16 protein-coding genes are annotated in these 15,324 nt (G+C 68.1%); 7 read left to right on the plus strand and 9 right to left on the minus strand.

Features of this window, described 5'->3' with window-relative positions:
• Nucleotides 1–31 precede the first annotated feature (31 nt).
• Nucleotides 32–1,627, minus strand: a complete 1,596-nt coding sequence (locus AC1DXI_RS13160) for an MFS transporter (RefSeq protein WP_476939005.1) — start codon at nt 1,625–1,627, stop codon at nt 32–34.
• 343 nt (nt 1,628–1,970) lie between these two features.
• Between AC1DXI_RS13160 and AC1DXI_RS13165 the strand changes: the two genes are divergently transcribed.
• Nucleotides 1,971–2,612, plus strand: a complete 642-nt coding sequence (locus AC1DXI_RS13165; protein WP_051532919.1) for a LysE family translocator — start codon at nt 1,971–1,973, stop codon at nt 2,610–2,612.
• A gap of 131 nt (nt 2,613–2,743) precedes the next feature.
• Complete coding sequence (gene trxB, locus AC1DXI_RS13170) at nt 2,744–3,736, plus strand: thioredoxin-disulfide reductase (protein WP_476939006.1); 993 nt, start codon at nt 2,744–2,746, stop codon at nt 3,734–3,736.
• A 60-nt stretch (nt 3,737–3,796) separates the two neighbouring features.
• On the opposite strand, the gene AC1DXI_RS13175 is transcribed toward trxB, so the two are convergent.
• The 6 genes from AC1DXI_RS13175 to ribA form a co-directional block, all read right to left on the minus strand.
• Nucleotides 3,797–4,930: a hypothetical protein gene (locus tag AC1DXI_RS13175; protein WP_476939007.1), complete on the minus strand. Its 1,134-nt coding sequence runs from the start codon at nt 4,928–4,930 to the stop codon at nt 3,797–3,799.
• Nucleotides 4,931–5,123: 193 nt separating this feature from the next.
• Nucleotides 5,124–5,630 carry a universal stress protein gene (locus AC1DXI_RS13180; protein WP_476939008.1) on the minus strand — a complete coding sequence of 169 codons (507 nt, stop codon included), beginning with the start codon at nt 5,628–5,630 and terminating at the stop codon, nt 5,124–5,126.
• 100 nt (nt 5,631–5,730) lie between these two features.
• Nucleotides 5,731–6,444 (minus strand): NAD(P)H-binding protein, encoded by a 714-nt coding sequence (locus AC1DXI_RS13185; protein WP_476939009.1) that lies wholly within the window; start codon nt 6,442–6,444, stop codon nt 5,731–5,733.
• Nucleotides 6,407–6,589 (minus strand): SDR family oxidoreductase, encoded by a 183-nt coding sequence (locus AC1DXI_RS13190; protein WP_476939010.1) that lies wholly within the window; start codon nt 6,587–6,589, stop codon nt 6,407–6,409. The genes AC1DXI_RS13185 and AC1DXI_RS13190 overlap by 38 nt, the downstream gene beginning before the upstream one ends.
• A 133-nt stretch (nt 6,590–6,722) precedes the next feature.
• Entirely contained in the window at nt 6,723–7,520 is a 798-nt protein-coding gene (locus AC1DXI_RS13195; RefSeq protein ID WP_476939011.1) for a dioxygenase family protein, read from the minus strand.
• Nucleotides 7,521–7,563: 43 nt separating this feature from the next.
• Nucleotides 7,564–9,435: a GTP cyclohydrolase II RibA gene (gene ribA / locus AC1DXI_RS13200; RefSeq protein WP_476939012.1), complete on the minus strand. Its 1,872-nt coding sequence runs from the start codon at nt 9,433–9,435 to the stop codon at nt 7,564–7,566.
• A gap of 224 nt (nt 9,436–9,659) precedes the next feature.
• Between ribA and AC1DXI_RS13205 the strand changes: the two genes are divergently transcribed.
• Both AC1DXI_RS13205 and AC1DXI_RS13210 read left to right on the plus strand, forming a co-directional pair.
• Entirely contained in the window at nt 9,660–9,998 is a 339-nt protein-coding gene (locus AC1DXI_RS13205; protein ID WP_026266298.1) for a YnfA family protein, read from the plus strand.
• Between the two features lie 33 nt (nt 9,999–10,031).
• The gene (locus AC1DXI_RS13210) at nt 10,032–10,436 is read left to right on the plus strand and encodes a type II toxin-antitoxin system VapC family toxin (protein WP_476939013.1); all 405 of its coding nucleotides are present in this window, start codon (nt 10,032–10,034) and stop codon (nt 10,434–10,436) included.
• Nucleotides 10,437–10,451: 15 nt separating this feature from the next.
• Here AC1DXI_RS13210 and AC1DXI_RS13215 read toward each other — a convergent pair whose 3' ends face one another.
• Nucleotides 10,452–11,867, minus strand: coding sequence for an aminotransferase-like domain-containing protein (locus AC1DXI_RS13215; RefSeq protein ID WP_476939014.1), 1,416 nt, complete (start codon nt 11,865–11,867; stop codon nt 10,452–10,454).
• Here AC1DXI_RS13215 and AC1DXI_RS13220 point away from each other — a divergent pair.
• The 3 genes from AC1DXI_RS13220 (at nt 11,866) to AC1DXI_RS13230 (ending at nt 14,071) form a co-directional block, all read left to right on the plus strand.
• A complete protein-coding gene (locus tag AC1DXI_RS13220) occupies nt 11,866–12,864 on the plus strand; it encodes a DMT family transporter (RefSeq protein WP_476939015.1) in 999 nt (332 codons plus the stop codon). The genes AC1DXI_RS13215 and AC1DXI_RS13220 overlap by 2 nt on opposite strands.
• A 67-nt stretch (nt 12,865–12,931) precedes the next feature.
• Entirely contained in the window at nt 12,932–13,600 is a 669-nt protein-coding gene (locus AC1DXI_RS13225; RefSeq protein ID WP_476939016.1) for an FMN-binding negative transcriptional regulator, read from the plus strand.
• A 186-nt stretch (nt 13,601–13,786) separates the two neighbouring features.
• Entirely contained in the window at nt 13,787–14,071 is a 285-nt protein-coding gene (locus AC1DXI_RS13230; protein WP_043422227.1) for a hypothetical protein, read from the plus strand.
• A gap of 3 nt (nt 14,072–14,074) precedes the next feature.
• Here the strand turns inward: AC1DXI_RS13230 and AC1DXI_RS13235 are convergent, their stop codons facing one another.
• Nucleotides 14,075–15,286 carry an alanine racemase gene (locus tag AC1DXI_RS13235; RefSeq protein ID WP_476939017.1) on the minus strand — a complete coding sequence of 404 codons (1,212 nt, stop codon included), beginning with the start codon at nt 15,284–15,286 and terminating at the stop codon, nt 14,075–14,077.
• Nucleotides 15,287–15,324: the final 38 nt, after the last annotated feature.

Here is a 15,324-nt window from a genome sequence, read left to right on the forward strand (position 1 = left end):
CCCCGAAACCACATTCGCAGCGGTGAACCCCTCAATCCAGGAACGCGCCGTCACCGGCGCCGGCGGGCTTGGGATCGGGAATCCGCACCATCCGGAAAGAAATGATGAGGCCGGCGAGACTGGCGAGAATCGGAATGAGCAGACCAATCTGGAGGGCGATGGGCCGGGCCTCCGTGTTGATCCGGATGATCTCGTCCTGGATCGCCGGCGGCTGGCCGGCGAGGAGTTCAGTAAGTGCGGTGTTGCTGAGGACCTGCGCGTCTTCTTCAAGTACCTGTGCGACCTGCTGCTGTTCCGCGGGCGGCAGCACGGTGCTGGACTCCGCCATGGAAGTGAAGATCATGGAGAGGGACGCGAGCATGATGGCCCCGGCGAAGGCGAGTCCGAACGACAAGCCGAACGAGCCCGCTGCCGAGTTCACGCCGGCGGCCTCGCTGACGCGTTCGTCCGAGATCGGGGACAACGTGTAGTTGTTCAGCTGCGATACCAGCAGCCCCAGACCGCAGCCCGCGATGACCAGCGGGATCAGGAGCCACCAGCCGGAGTCCGCGCGGGGCACCACCGGAAGGATCGCGATCAGCCCAACCATCAGGAGGATGAAGCCCCACCTGATGATGCTCGCCGGGCGGCGCGACCCCGCTCTCTTGCCGGCGAGCACAGCGACCGCGAACATGCTGAGCGACAAGGGTGATATAGACAATCCTGCCTGCATGGCGTTGTATTCCAGGACCATCTGGAGGTAAATGGGCAGCACGATCATGGTGCCGCCCAGGGCCACCTGCTGCATCATTTGCTCCGTGGCGCCAAGGCGGAAGGCATTCAAACGGAACAGCCCCGGGTCCAGGAGGGTCGCCTTCTTGAGGCGCTCGCGCCGCACGAGCCAAAAGAACAGGCCGCACAGTCCGGCCACGCCAATGATGATGAGGGCGGCCACGGACTCGCCACCCTCCTGCCAGACCAGGATGCCGAGAACGACGCCGCCCATGCCCACGACGGACAGAACCGATCCAACGACGTCGAACTCCCGGGGTCCCGTGTACGGCACGTCGTGGACGAGTTTGATTCCGGACAACACGATCGCGATGATGACGGCTTCGAGCAGGAAGGCGACACGCCAGGAGAGAAAGGTGGTGATGAACCCGCCGAGCAGGGGTCCGACGGCGGCGGCGATCGCCGCAGATGCCCCGACGAAGGCATAGACCCGCTTCCGGTCGGCTCCGTCGAAGTTGCCATGGATCAGGGACTGCATGGCCGGCAGGAGGAGCGATGCGCCCAGGCCGCCTATCAATGCCCAGAAAATGAGGATCGGCACAATGCTTTGGGCCAGCGTCATCGCGATGGCGCCAACGGCGTACGCGCAAAGGCCCAGGATATAGGCGCGTTTGCGCCCGATCAGGTCGCCCACTTTGCCGCCGATCAGGATGAATGCGGCGGACACCAGCGCTTCGAGCGCAATGGTCGCTTGGAGGTCGCTGACGGTGCTGCCGATGTCGTTGACCACCGCGGAGATCGAGACGTTCATGATCGACGTGTCGACAACCAGCACGAACATCGCCATCGCCAGCAGCAGCGCCAGCCTTTGGTTGAACTGCACCGGCTGGGTCCCGGCGTCCTTCGGAGAGTTCATCGCGGTCCACCTCCCGCTCTAGTTGGCTTGCTCGGGTCCACCACACAACCGGACATGTCGCCTCCTCTGGAGCAGAACGGGCACTTCATGCATGAGCATGATCCTGCAGGCACATCCCACCAGCGCCCACCGCAAAGCGATGCTGATGCAAAGCTAGCTGTCCGGACTCGCGACCGAATCATGCCCGGCGGGTGAGGTTGCTGCCCCCCTTCCGCCGGGGACGAGGCGGGGCTGCGCTCCGGTCCTGCCCGGGATGGCCTAACGTAGAAGGCTGCCCGGGTTTCGTTGCCGGACAGAATTTCACCGCCCACCGCCACAGCCTGACGCCCGGAGGAAATCCCAGATGCTGGAACAACTGGTGGCCTTTGTGCTGACCTGCCTGGTCGTGGTGGTGGTGCCCGGACCTGACTTTGCGCTTGTCCTCAGGAATGCGCCCCGCGGCACCCGGGCGGCAACCACAGCCGCCGCCGGCATCATGGTTGGCAACACGATCCTTGCCGCGCTGGCGGTGCTCGGTGTCACGGCGCTGCTGGGCGCTTCGGAAGTAGTTGGGACCGGGATCAGAATTGCCGGGGCGGCGTACCTGCTCTACCTGGGCCTGCGCGCCTTCGCCGAGGCGTTCGCCAGGAAACCCAAACCCAGCCAGCCCCCGGCACTGGCAGCAGGACGCCAACCCGGCGGGGCCTCGCCCTTCGTGCAGGGGATGGTGAGCAACTTGCTCAACCCGAAAGTCGCCGTCTTCTACTTGTCGCTGTTCCCGCAATTCAATGTCGCCCCGTTGCCGCCCCTCGCCCAGCACGCCCTGATGGCCGGCATCTTCCTGCTGATCGCGTTGGCCTGGTACGTGCTGCTGCTCAGCGCGCTCAAGAAGGTCACCGGCGTCCTCGCCCGGCCCCGGACCAGCCGGATCGTCGTCGGGAGTTCAGGCGCGGTCCTGGTCGGGGTTGGCGGCACCATCCTGACGCAGACACTGGCGTCCGCCTAGCTGCCCGAGCAAGCCCCCGCCCGGCGTTCACGGGTGCCTGGACTCCGGATCAACCCGGCAGCGTTGATAAGCGCCCCACGGGGCGGGATGATCAGCACATGCCTGCTAACCGCCACCGAAGGAGCCCGACCGTGAGCGCCGCAACCAAGACAACCGAGAAGCTGATCATCATCGGGTCCGGCCCCGCGGGCTACACCGCGGCGATCTACGCCGCCCGGGCCGGGCTCAATCCGCTCGTCATCGCAGGTGCGGTCACGGCCGGCGGCGCCCTCATGAACACTACCGAGGTGGAAAACTTTCCCGGCTTCCCGGGCGGCATCCAAGGCCCCGAGCTGATGGACGGCCTGCAGCAGCAGGCCGAAAAATTTGGCGCGCAGGTGGTGTTCGACGACGTCACCGAGGTCCGGCTCGCCGGGCACCTCAAGCGTGTGGTCACCGGCGCCGGGGAGACCCATGAAGCCCCCGCCGTCATCCTCGCCACGGGCTCGGCGTACAAGGAACTGGGCCTGCCGGAGGAAAAGAAGTTCAGCGGCCACGGATTGTCCTGGTGCGCCACCTGCGACGGCTTCTTCTTCCGCGACCAGGACATCATCGTGGTCGGCGGCGGCGACTCGGCGATGGAGGAGGCTACGTTCCTGACCCGCTTCGGCAAATCAGTGACCGTGGTGGTCCGCAAGGGCGAACTGCGCGCCTCCCGGATCATGGCCCAGCGGGCCAAGGACAACCCCAAGATCAGGTTCGCCTGGAACTCCGCCGTCACCGCGATCCACGGCAACGGCAAGGTCACCGGCGTCACCCTGACCGACACCCGCACCGGCGAAACCCGGCAGCAGGCCGCCACGGGCATCTTTGTCGCGATCGGGCACGTGCCCCGGACCGAGCTCCTGGCCGGGCAGGTGGACCTCGATGCCGACGGCTACATCCAGGTCGACTCCCCCACCACGGTCACCAACCTGACCGGGGTCTTCGCGTGCGGCGACGCCGTGGACCACCGCTACCGCCAGGCCATCACCGCCGCCGGCACCGGCTGCGCCGCGGCCCTGGACGCCGAACGCTTCCTGTCCGCGCTCGACGACGCCGACAGCATCGCCACCGCGCTGGTGGAAGAACCCACGCACTCCTAGGCCACCCGTGAAGCAGTCCCTCCCGACGGCACTCCCAGGCACCGCCCGGTCCCGCGGCGCTTACGGCTCGGTCGCCGCGCTGTCTGTTGCGGAAACTGGCCGGGCCGCAGGCTCAGCCGGCGGTGTCAGCGGCCGGGCCGGCAGGTTCGCCTCAAGCTGGTCGGCATCAGCGGCTGCAAGGTTGCGGATCAGGATGATGAGCCAGGCGAAGATCAGCGACGCCGCGATGAGCTCCACCGCGGTCAGGTTGTAGTAGCCCACCGGGAACCACAGCACCGCGGCGGCGACGATGACCGCCAGGAAGAGCCACCCGAGCGCGGCGAAGGTCGCCGAGACGGACGGAACCAGCGTGCGGATGCGGACAATGAGGGACGCGAAGATCACCACCATGCCGGAAGCGACCAGGGTGTGGAGCCCGAAGCGCTCATCGACGGGGAACAATCCCACGCAGGCGAGGAATACGCCGATGAGGGCGATCCCGCCCTCGAGCAGCCGCACCCGATGCAGCCCGGCCGGGGACTTCGCAGTCGCCGCGAGGGTCGCCGTCGCATATCCCGCCAGCGTGGAGATGACGACGCCGGCGACGATCAGGGTGAAGTTGAACGCCACCCCAGAGACGTCGGAGCTCATGCCGAGGGCACTGAGGTTCTCCTGCCACCACAGCGGATTCTCTGCAGTGAGCATGCTCGTGAGCAGTCCGGTGACCAGGAAGCCGGCGAGGAGGGCGGCGAGCCGGTAGGCGGTCATGCTGAGCGCGGACAGGTAGGCGATGTAGGCGCTGATGGCTCCCGTGGTGCCGACAAGGACTGCGGCCGCGAAAGGGTAGATGACCGCACCGATGAACGCCTGCTGGAACAGCGAAAAGAGCGCCAGCCAGCCGAGCAGGAAAATGCAGGCGTGGGCCAGCGCGAGTGCGGCGATGTCGATGGACGTGCGGATCCGGCCTCCGCCCCGGGCCTCCGGTGTGACAGCCGGACGACGTTGCAGGCAACCGGCCACCACCGCCCCGGCGCCCACCACTGCCGTGCCGATCGCCGCAATGTCACCGACCGACCCCCGTCCGGACAACGGGACCGGTTCCCGCCCGGTCAGCAGAAGTGCGAGCCCGCCCAGGACGAGAAAGGCGGCACTGCCAATGAAGAGCGCCCGCGCCTCTGACGTGACGGCTGCTGGCTTGTTCGGGTCTACCATCACTCACTTCGATTCTTCCGGAATCTGCGCATCCCGGGCGCTCGCACACCGGCGGTACTCCAACGGTAGGGCCGCGGCGGTGCGGGGCCGTCACCCAGAACGGATGAACCCACGCCCGATGAACCCACACCCGATGAACACGCCCCGCGGGCCGTGCGGGACCGACTTCGCCGGACCGCCGCACGGCCCGGGCGGGTCACCGGCCCGTATGCGGAACGATCAGCACGGGCCTGGCCTGCAGGCGGGTCAGGGACACACCAACCGACCCCTCCAGGAGCCGGCCCACCCGGGCAATCCGCCCCGGCCGCTGCCCGCCGACTATCAGCGCAGCCGCGTCCGCGCTTTGCGCCAGCCGGCCCAGGGCATGGGCTACGTCCCCGTTCAGCACCCGGAAGGACCACGCCCCGCCGGGAGGGCCGAGGATGCGCTCGAGGCCGCTGAGCACCTGCGAGCTTGGGTATTCGGCTTCGACATTCGGGGCAGGATCCAGTGAGGTGGCATCCAGGACTCCGGCGGGCTCCCACTCCGTGAGATAGCTCGCCGGGTCCACGAACGCGCAAATCAAGTGCGCCCCCAAGATTGCGGCCAGTCCGGCGGCAGTGCGTACCAGCTGCTCTTCGAATTCCCACGGCACGCCGAGAACCAGTGGGCCGTCCGGCCACGGGCCGGCCCCGCCCTGCTCAAAATTACCGGGAGTTTCCATGGGTCCTGTCAGTCGAGGCCCGCACCCGCCGGGCGTCTAGACCCTGAGGGTGCAGAGGGAATCCACGCCTTCATTATGCCTACTCCCGGCCTAGTGCGTATTAGCTCGCGGCGGCGGACGTCAGAGCCTGCAACAGCGGCGTCGTCGGCCGTCCGATCAGCCGGGACAGCTCGCCCGTGACGCTGGCCAGCAGGCCCGCCTCGGTGTCCGTGTCCAGGGCGGCGAGGAATCCCGCGGTGCCCTCGTCGAGGCCGGCAGTAGTCAGGACCTTAACCAGTTCCGGTGCCGAGACGGGCTGGTAGACAACTTCCCTACCCGCGATCCGGGTGATCGCCGTCGCCAGTTCCTTGAAGTCCCAGGCGTAGTCGCCGGAGAGTTCGTACGTGCGGCCCTCGTGCCCGGCGGAGCTGAGCACCGCCGCGGCCGCGGCCGCGTAGTCGGCCCGCGCGGCGCTGGCCACCCGGCCGTCACCGGCAGCGGCCACGACGGCGCCCGTCTGCTTGGCCGTTTCCACGGTCTGGACGTAGTTTTCGGTGTACCAGCCGTTGCGCAGGATGGTGTTGTCGAGTCCCGACGCCCGGATGAGCTCCTCCGTTGCCTTGTGCTCGGGCGCCAGGATCAGCTCGGTGGTGTCCGCGGCCAGGACGGATGTGTAGGCGATGAACCCGACGCCGGCGGCCTTGGCCGCGTCGATGACGTTGCCGTGCTGCGCCACCCGGGAGCCCACTTCACTGCCGGAGACCAGCAGGAGCTTGTCGACGCCCCTCAGGGCAACCTCAAGCGCCGCGGGATCGGAATAGTCCGCGACGCGCACCTGGACGCCACGGGCAGCCAGTTCCCCCGGCTTTCGCGGCGTCGCGCACAATGGCCACGAGCGAATCCGGTTCCTGGCTGGTGAGCAGTTCATCGAGGACCAGACGGCCCAGTTGTCCTGTTGCACCCGTTACTGCAATGGTCATGTTGCGCTCCTCATCAGTGGTCAAGTCCACGTCACGGTTTGGTCCGCCGGCGATCCGGCGCTGGCGGGCATAACCGGACCCCGGTCCGGTTCATTCCCCGTGTTACATTGTGCGACCGCCGGTTGTTCGATTGCTAGGTCAGGGTCCACGAGCGCTTGGACAGCCCGAACCAGAAGCCGTCGATCGCCGTCTTGGCCTGGATGTCTCCCGCGCCGTATGCCGCCCCGAGGGCAACATAAAGCGGTGCCCAGTGCTCACTGCGGGGGTGAGCCTCGCGGGCGGCGGGTGCCTTGTTCAGGAAGTCGAGGATGGAGTCGACGTCGCCGCGGGCCATGGCTTCCTCGGCCCACTGGTCGAATTCGCTGGAGGCTGCGGGCGGGGCGGTGTCCGGCCCCCCGGCGGGATTGAACCAGCGCAGGTTGTGGGTGGTGAATCCCGACCCGACGATCAGCGTGCCCCGGTCGCGCAGGGGCCCCAGCGACATGCCGAGGTCAAACAATCCCTGCGGATCAAGCGTCGGCATGGACATCTGCACCACCGGTACGTCGGCGTCGGGGTACATCTCCTTCAGTGGAACGTAGGCGCCATGGTCCAGCCCGCGGCTTTCATCGCGCTCCACGTGGTGGCCGTGGCCGGCGACGAGCTTCTCCACTTCGGCAGCCAGCTCTGGCGCCTGCGGGGCGTCGTAGGCCACCTCGTCGTACTTCTGCGCGAAGCCGCCGAAGTCGTAGACCAGGCCGGGATCCCGGCCGGTGGCACTGAGTGTCACGGGGGCGTTCTCCCAGTGGGCGGAGACCATGAGGATGTCCCGGGGCTTGCCGAAGGTGCCGGACCAGTCGTGGAGTTCGCGGGTCCATGTCGAGTCGTCGGCCAGCGGCGGCGCGCCATGGCTGAGGAAGAGAACCGGGGGGCGGTCAGTGGTCTGAGTCATGGCACCATCGTAGTTCCTTTTGATTGAAGCTTCAAGTTTATTGTCAGAACGAGGGCACGGTGAACCCGAGCCCCAGAAGGCCCCGGCCCGCTTGCTCGAGAACCGGATCCCTCGTCAGCGCCGCATGGTTCATCAGGACATTGACGTCGCGCTGGATCCGCTGCAGCGGATGCGACAGCCGGTGGACGCTCCCGCCGGATCCCAGCATGATCATGCGAACGGCCTCGGCCGACGCCTCGCCACTCAGGGCGAGGGACAGCCGGTACTGCCCGCGGTCCAGCTCAGTCATGGTCGAAGGCCCGCGCGCATGGGCGGCGGAGACGACCCGGACCGCTTCCTGCCAATGCAGCCGCGCGGTGGCGACCAGCCCGAAGGCGTGGGCATACCGGACTTGCGCGAGCGGCGAGTCCGCCTGGCGGTTCTCCACGGTGTGCTTGACCTTGCGGACCATGATCAGCTCGCGGAACAGTTCGAGCGCGTATTCGGCAGACCCCAGGGCGGCGGCAGGAGCCACCATGTTCAGCAGCGCGCCCATGGAGGTGTGGATCAGCGGATCCGCATGGAGCAGGCTCCCCGGATTCTCTTCCGCGCCCAGGAGTTCCCAGTCCAGTGTTCGATGCTCCGGGACGAACAGGTCCGCTGCCTGAATGTCATTGCTCCCGGTGCCCCGCAGGCCGGCCGTCTGCCACACGTCGAGGAGCTCGACGTCGGCCAGCGGCACCAGGCACTGCAGGCGCACCCTGCCGTACTGCGCGGCGAGCAGTGCCCATTGGGCATGCATGACCCCGGAGGCAAAGGCCCACCGGCCCGAGATGGAGTAGCCTCCCGGCACTTTCCTGGCCAGTCCCGGCGGGGCCCCAGTAGCGGCCGCCAAGGGGGCCGGCCCGTTCGCGAAGACCTCGTCCTGTGCCTTCCGGGGCCACCGCGCGAGCATCCAGACATGTTCGATCAGATGACCGGCGCTCCACGCCGTGGAGGCGCACCCCCGGGCGAGCCGGCGCACCACCTCCACGTAGGTTTCCAGCCCCATGCCGAATCCGCCGACCCCCTTCGGGGAGAGCATGTGGAAGAGTTTGGCCGCGTGCAGCTGCGCCATGGTGGCGTCCGGAATGCGCCGGAGCTCCTCGGTTTCCGCGGCCCGCTCGCGCAGGCCGGCCACGAGCTCCTGGGCCCGGGCGAGCATGTCGTCATGGGTCGGGACGGCGGTGGCTCCCGGCGCGCCGGCGACGGGTCCGGCGTCGGACGGGAGCGCGAGCGTGTGGCCGGTATGGTCGCGTTTTGCGGCCAGGTACCGGAGGTTGGCCGCCGACGCATGGACGCCGGTGGCGATCTGCCCGGAGATCTCGAGGCCGAGGTCGGTCAGCTGGGCTGCCTTGTCCGGGTTGTTGCTGAGCAGTCGCAGCGTGCCGGCACCCATTGCCTCCAGCATCTGGGCCGCCGCCGTGTAGTCCCGCTCATCCTCGCCGTGGCCCAGGGCCAGATTCGCCGCGTAGGTGTCCAGGCCGCCATCCTGCAGGGCGTAGGCGTCAAGCTTCGAATACAGGCCGATGCCGCGGCCTTCCTGGCGGAGGTAGAGCAGGAAGCCTCCCTCGGCGGCAATCCGCTCGACGGCCTCCCGCAACTGCGGGCCACAGTCGCAGCGCTGACTCCCGAATACGTCGCCGGTGAGGCACTCGCTGTGCAGCCGCACCAGGGGTCCGGCGCCGCCATGCGCCGCGCCGTGCAGCGCCTGCTCCCACTCGCCGAGGGCCAGCAGCAGGTGTTCCTTCCCGTCGGCGAGCCCACTGAAGGTCAGCACCTCGGCAACGGCCTCGAATCCGTCCGGGAAACGCAGCGGCACTACGACGCGGCTGCGCACCGCAGCCGAAGGTGCTGCGGCCTTGGTCGTTGCAGTGGATTCTGGTGCAAGGGTCATCTCGGGTCCTCAGGTATTGGGCAACAAGTGCAGGCGTTGGCCGGCGCGGAATCCCCCGGCAAAGCGGCAACGAGTCACGCGGCCTTGCCGGCCGCATTTACTTGAAGCTTAAAGTTATCGGCCGGGCGGCTGGCATGCAAGCGATGACCCCGCATGACGGCTGGGGCGGGCGAGTCGGCGCCCACCCGCACGAAGAGACCGCAGGGCAGTGCCATCATGAGGGCGTGACTATCCCGAAAACCATCCTGTTGTTCGTCCTCGCCGCCGTTGCTGAAATCGGTGGGGCGTGGCTCGTCTGGCAGTCCGTCCGCGAGGGCCGGGCCTGGTGGTGGGCCGGGCTGGGGGTCGTGGCGCTGGGCATCTACGGTTTCGCCGCGACGCTGCAGCCGGACGCTCATTTCGGGCGTATTCTCGCCGCGTACGGCGGCGTGTTCGTGGCCGGCTCCCTGGCCTGGGGCATGATCTTCGACGGCTTCCGGCCTGACCGGTGGGACGTCCTGGGTTCGGTGATCTGCCTGCTCGGGGTCGCCGTCATCATGTTCGCGCCCCGCGAGGCCGGATGACCGCTGCTGCACCAAGGAAAGGATCCAGAAACCATGACCCGATTCGTGATTGGCCCGGACGTGGCCCTTCATCTCGCCCGGGACGGGGCGATGGTTGCAGATGAGCACCAACTGGTGGCGCCGACGCTGCTTCGCTCGCAGGTGCTTGCGCTCCTGTACCAGTCAGTCCGGCGCGGCGACGTGACGCACGCCGATGCCGGTCGTCAGCTCGACTACGTCCGGGGCCTTCGCATCCGGCTCCTCGGCGACCGCGTCCTGCAACGCCACGCGTGGAGCCTCGCCGAGCAACTGGGCTGGGATGACACCTTCGACGCCGAATACGTGGCCCTGGCCCGCCTTCAGGCAGACGCCTTTGTGACGCTCGACGCCGGGCTCGCCCGGGCCGTCCAGGGCCTCGTGAAGCTCGCGGCACCCCAGGCGCTGCTCGCCCCGGCTTAGGGCGGCGGCTGCCGCCTACCGCCCGGCGGTGCGTTCGAGCACCTGGCCGAGGATCCGCGCGCCTTCCCGGAAGGCACCCGGGTTGGGTCCGGCGAAGTTCAGTCGAATGAACGGTCCGGCGGGTTCGGCCGGGAACCACTCGGTACCGGCCGCGATGATGACCCCCGCGGCCTCGCAGTCCCCGACGAACTGGTCGACGTCGGTCCCGTCAGGAAGGCGGGCCCAGAGATTGAGTCCACCCGTGGGCACGTGCTCAACGTGGGCCAGCGGGGCAAGTTCCCGCAGGCTGCTGAGCATGAGATCACGGCGGGACTGGAGCTGCAGCCGCAGTCCGCGCAGGTGCGTCTGCCATCCCGGCTGCGTCACGACGTCGAGGGCGGCCGCCTGGAGCACGCCGCTGACATACATGGACTCGGCGCCCCGGTCGGCCAGGATGCGATCACGTGCCGGTCCGCGGGCGATCACTGCGGCAATGCGGATGGCCGGGGACACGCTCTTGGTCAGAGAGCGGAGATAGACGACATGGCCGGAATCGTCGAGGCTGGCAACGGGCACGGAATCGGTGGTGATGCCGAAATCATGGGCCCAGTCATCCTCCACCAGGAACGCACCGTATTCGCGCACCACGTCGAGCACCTGCTCGCGCCGGCGGGCGGGCCATTGCGCGCCGGTGGGATTCGCATAGTTTGGCTGCGCATAGAACAGCCGCGCGCCTGTCTCGTCAAAGGCGCGGGCCAGGTCCTCGGGGTCCGGGCCTTCGGGACCGCTGGGTACCGGAACAACCCGGACACCGGACTGCGCCGCGGCCTGGATCGCTCCCCAGTAGGTCGGGGATTCCACCAGCAGCGGCTGCCCGCTGCCGACCAGCGCCCGAAAGACGGAACTGAGCCCGCCCTGGCTCCCCGGGAGCACGATCACATCGCGCGGCGTTGGCGGCGTGACGCCGGCCGGCGTGGAAGCCCGGAACTCGTGCGCGAACCAGGACTGCAGGTCGGGCAGGCCCGCGGCAGGCGGACGTGACAGGGCAGCCTCACCCCGGGCAGCCCGGGTCAGGGCCGCCCTCACCAGCCGCTCGGGCAGCAGTTCCCGGTCCGGATAGCCTGAATGGAAGGCGATGACGTCGTTCGGGGCGCTGCGCATTGCAGTGGAGACGGGGCGGAGCAGCGCCCGAGGCGATCCCAGCGCCGCCGTCTGCCAGCCGTAGTCCGCCGGCCGGGCTGTCCGTACGGCCCGTACGAACGTCCCGACGCCGGGGCGGCTCTCGATCAGCCCTTGCGCGGAGAGGGTCCGCAGGACCTTTTGCACAGTCACGGGACTGGCCTGGTACTCGGCGACCAGGGACCGGGTGGAAGGCAGCCGGGCGCCCGGCGCGGCGGCGGCAATCCATTCCCGGAGCTTCGCCGCCATGAGTGAAGTGCTATCGTAGGACATGAAAGACAATAGTAGCGCTACTCTGCAAATTGATCACCCGTTATCGTCCCGGCCGGCCACCGGACTGTGGTGGGGATTGGTCGGCGTCGCCGCCTTCTCCTTCACGCTGCCGTTCACCCGGGTGGCGGTTGCGGGGTTGTCTCCATTGTTCATCGGATCGGGCAGGGCTGTTGTGGCGACCGTTCTCGCCGCGTTCGCCCTCGCTTTGACCCGGCAGCGCCTGCCCCGGGGCGTCCAGTGGGCGCGCGTTGCAGTGGTCGCCGGCGGAGTGGTGGTCGGATTCCCGCTGCTGACCTCTTTCGCCCTCACCTCCGTTGCCGCCAGCCACGGCGCGGTTGTTATTGCGCTGCTCCCCGCGGCCACCGCAACCATGGCCGTGATCCGCGGCCACGAACGGCCGCCCAAGACTTTCTGGATAATCACCGGCGCCGGTGCGGTTGCGGCATTCGGTTTCGCCGCCGCGCAGTCCGGCGGCACCGGAGACCTGCAGCTGGCCGACCTGCTGCTGTTCGGCGCCGTCGTGTCCGCCGCGATCGGCTACGCCGAAGGCGGCCTGCTGGCCCGCGAACTCGGCTCGTGGCAGACCGTCTCCTGGGCCCTCGTTCTCGCCGCTCCCCTCATGGGGGCCATAGCGACGTTCTCCGTGGCCAGCCAGCCTCCTTCCGCTACTCCCGTGCAGTGGGCGGCCTTCGCGTACCTGGGCGTGGTCAGCATGTTTTTCGGCTTCTTCGCCTGGTACCGCGGCCTGGCCATCGGTCCCATGGCGCAGGTCAGCCAGATCCAGCTCGTCCAGCCAGTCTTGAGCATCGGCTGGGCCGCGCTCATACTGGGCGAAGACTTGACCTGGGCGACCATCATCGGCGGCACCGCGGTCATTCTCTGCGCCGGACTGGCCGTCCGGTCCCGGCCAAGGGCGGCGAAGACGACGGCGGGAAAGATAGCGGAAGTGAAGGACAACGCGAAGGACGACACCGTGACAGTGAAACAACCCGGCTGACCTGTCACCTGCCCCGCCCCCGAAGGCGCTCAGCCCCAGACCAATCCACGATCCGAATGGAAGTTCCGTGTACATCCCCGCACATTTCGCCGCCACCCCCGATTCTGTCCGGCATCTGCTCACACGCCCGTCCGCGGCCAACCTGGTCACCGCCACCGCGAAGGGCATGCTTGCCACGCTGCTGCCCTTCGTCTTCGAGCCCTCGACCGGTGAACACGGCGCACTGCACGGGCACCTGGCACGCAACAACCCCCAATGGTCTGAACCCGCCCTCGGCGAATCGCTCGCCATCATCCAGGGCGCGGACGCCTACATCTCGCCGCGGTGGTACGCGTCCAAGGCAGAGCACGGACGCGTGGTGCCGACCTGGAACTACTCCACGGCCCACGTATACGGCACCCTGGTTATCCACGACGATCCAGCCTGGCTCGCCAGCCATGTGAGGCGGCTGAGCAACCACAACGAGGCCGGCTCCGAACGGCCCTGGACCGTCGAGGATGCCCCGGAGCGCTACATTGCCGGCCAACTGCGCGCGATCGTCGGTGTCGAGCTTCTCATCACGCGGATCGAGGCGAAGCACAAACTCAGCCAGAACCGGCCCGACGCCGATGTTGACGGTGTGGTGGCCGGGCTGCGTGACCGCGGTGACCTCCAAAGCGCCGACGACGTCGAGAACGCGCGGGCACGGGCCGCGGCTCAGGCACGCAGCGAACGGACCGGCCAGGACCCGGCCTGACCCGCCAGGACCCGCTGGCCGCGCGGACCACCAATTCCAGCCTTGTGCATCCAGGCTCATGGGTCCTTACTGGTGGGAGGAGCGCGGGCCCCCGCCCGCCAGGGCCGCCCACCGTGGAGGGCCGGTCCCCCGTTCAAGGGCCTGAGCGGCACGCACTCGGGCTCTCTCGGATTCAGGAGGATGGACATGTTCGCTCGCGTCAGCACCTACCAGCCCGGCCCGGACAGCTCGGGGGCACCGTCAGAGGACACCGTCAACCGGGTGCTCCAGCTTCCGGGATGCCTGGGCATCTATTACCTGCTGGGGAAGGACAAGAAGTCACTGTCGATCACGCTGTGGGAGGACGAGCAGGCCCTCGCCGGCAGCCAGGAGGCCGCAGCCAAGATCCGCACCGAGACCAGCGCCGAGCAGCACATGCAAATCCTGGGCGTGGAGGAATTCGAAGTGCTGACCAGGCAGCTCAAGGACTGAAGGTCAGGACGGGCCGTAGCCAGGGGCCAGGGAGGACCGGCGGAAGTCGGTCTGCCAGACGTCCGTGTCCTGTCCCTCCGCGTCCGTGAGGACGTAGTCGGGCCAGCGGTCAAACGCGGAACAGGGATGGGATATCCCGAAATCCACCGTGTCGGTGACATCCAGACCGGTCACCCCGGTGAGCACCGCGTGATGGTCGAAGAGATTGCGCACCGCTGCGGTTGCGCCGGGCTTGAGGGCTCCCTCCGCGGTCCGGACCGAGAGGACGTTGGGCAGTCCGGCGTCGTAGGGAAGGTCCCGTTTGCCGGCACCGACGACGGCCATCCCGTCTTCGGGGGTGGACAGGACCATCGCGCGAACGGACAGCGCCGGAATGAGTCCCGGAACGGGGCTGACGGCGGCATAGGTGCCGTGGTCGTGGGTGACGTAGCACCCTGAGCGGAGAAGAGTCCGCGTCCCGGGCACCTGGCCGCGGCCGGGAAGGAACTCAACCACGCGGTCCGGGAACGCGGAGCCACCCATGGAGTAGATGGGAGTGGCGGTCTCAAAGAACTTCGCCGCTTCCAGATAGACATCCCGCACCAGCCGGCAGTGCCGGTCAACCGCTGCGACCGTATCCTCGGAGCGGCTGTTCGGCGCGACGCCTTCGTACCCGGCAACACCCACCAGCCTCAGTCCCGGCGTGGCACGGACCAGCCCGGCCAGGCGCAGCCCCTCGGACAGGCTGCGGATGCCGGTGCGCCCGCCGGGGGTTCCGACGTCGATCAGCACCTCCAGGTCGGCCGCCGCGCCTTCGAAGACCTCGGCCGCCGCCTTCACGCCCGCTTCCGAATCGACGAAGCAGCGGATTTCCCGGGCAGGATCCTCTTGAAGCCAGGCACGGACACGTGTCAGTCCGAACCTGTCGACGATCTCGTTGGCGACGAGGACGTGCTGATGACCCCAGCGCAGTGCCGAGGCGGCTTGATCCACGGTGGCGACGGTGACGCCGACCGCGCCGGCAGCCAGCTGCCGCTCGATGATCGGTGCCGACATCGTCGTCTTGACATGAGGAGCGAGCTCGACGCCACGTTCCAGGCACCACGCCGCCATTATGCCGATGTTGTTCTCGAGCGCAGCGCTGTTGAGCCGCAGTTGCGGGTAGGCCGGCGCCGTGAGGGACATTGCCGCGAAGTCCGCATCGGCTCCGTCCGATCTTCCGCTCAGCCTGCTCACACGTATCCCCTGTTCTTCGGTCCAAAATGCTGCCTCGA

The organism is Arthrobacter sp. P1_H7, from assembly GCF_056405215.1.

Excerpts from the sequence above, each read along its gene's own strand:
- AC1DXI_RS13160 (WP_476939005.1), bottom strand. The coding sequence starts at position 1,627 with ATGAACTCTCCGAAGGACGCCGGGACCCAGCCGGTGCAGTTCAACCAA.
- AC1DXI_RS13165 (WP_051532919.1), top strand. The coding sequence starts at position 1,971 with ATGCTGGAACAACTGGTGGCCTTTGTGCTGACCTGCCTGGTCGTGGTG.
- AC1DXI_RS13180 (WP_476939008.1), bottom strand. The coding sequence starts at position 5,630 with ATGGAAACTCCCGGTAATTTTGAGCAGGGCGGGGCCGGCCCGTGGCCG.
- AC1DXI_RS13190 (WP_476939010.1), bottom strand. The coding sequence starts at position 6,589 with ATGACCATTGCAGTAACGGGTGCAACAGGACAACTGGGCCGTCTGGTC.
- AC1DXI_RS13195 (WP_476939011.1), bottom strand. The coding sequence starts at position 7,520 with ATGACTCAGACCACTGACCGCCCCCCGGTTCTCTTCCTCAGCCATGGC.
- ribA (WP_476939012.1), bottom strand. The coding sequence starts at position 9,435 with ATGACCCTTGCACCAGAATCCACTGCAACGACCAAGGCCGCAGCACCT.
- AC1DXI_RS13210 (WP_476939013.1), top strand. The coding sequence starts at position 10,032 with ATGACCCGATTCGTGATTGGCCCGGACGTGGCCCTTCATCTCGCCCGG.
- AC1DXI_RS13220 (WP_476939015.1), top strand. The coding sequence starts at position 11,866 with ATGAAAGACAATAGTAGCGCTACTCTGCAAATTGATCACCCGTTATCG.
- AC1DXI_RS13215 (WP_476939014.1), bottom strand. The coding sequence starts at position 11,867 with ATGTCCTACGATAGCACTTCACTCATGGCGGCGAAGCTCCGGGAATGG.
- AC1DXI_RS13230 (WP_043422227.1), top strand. The coding sequence starts at position 13,787 with ATGTTCGCTCGCGTCAGCACCTACCAGCCCGGCCCGGACAGCTCGGGG.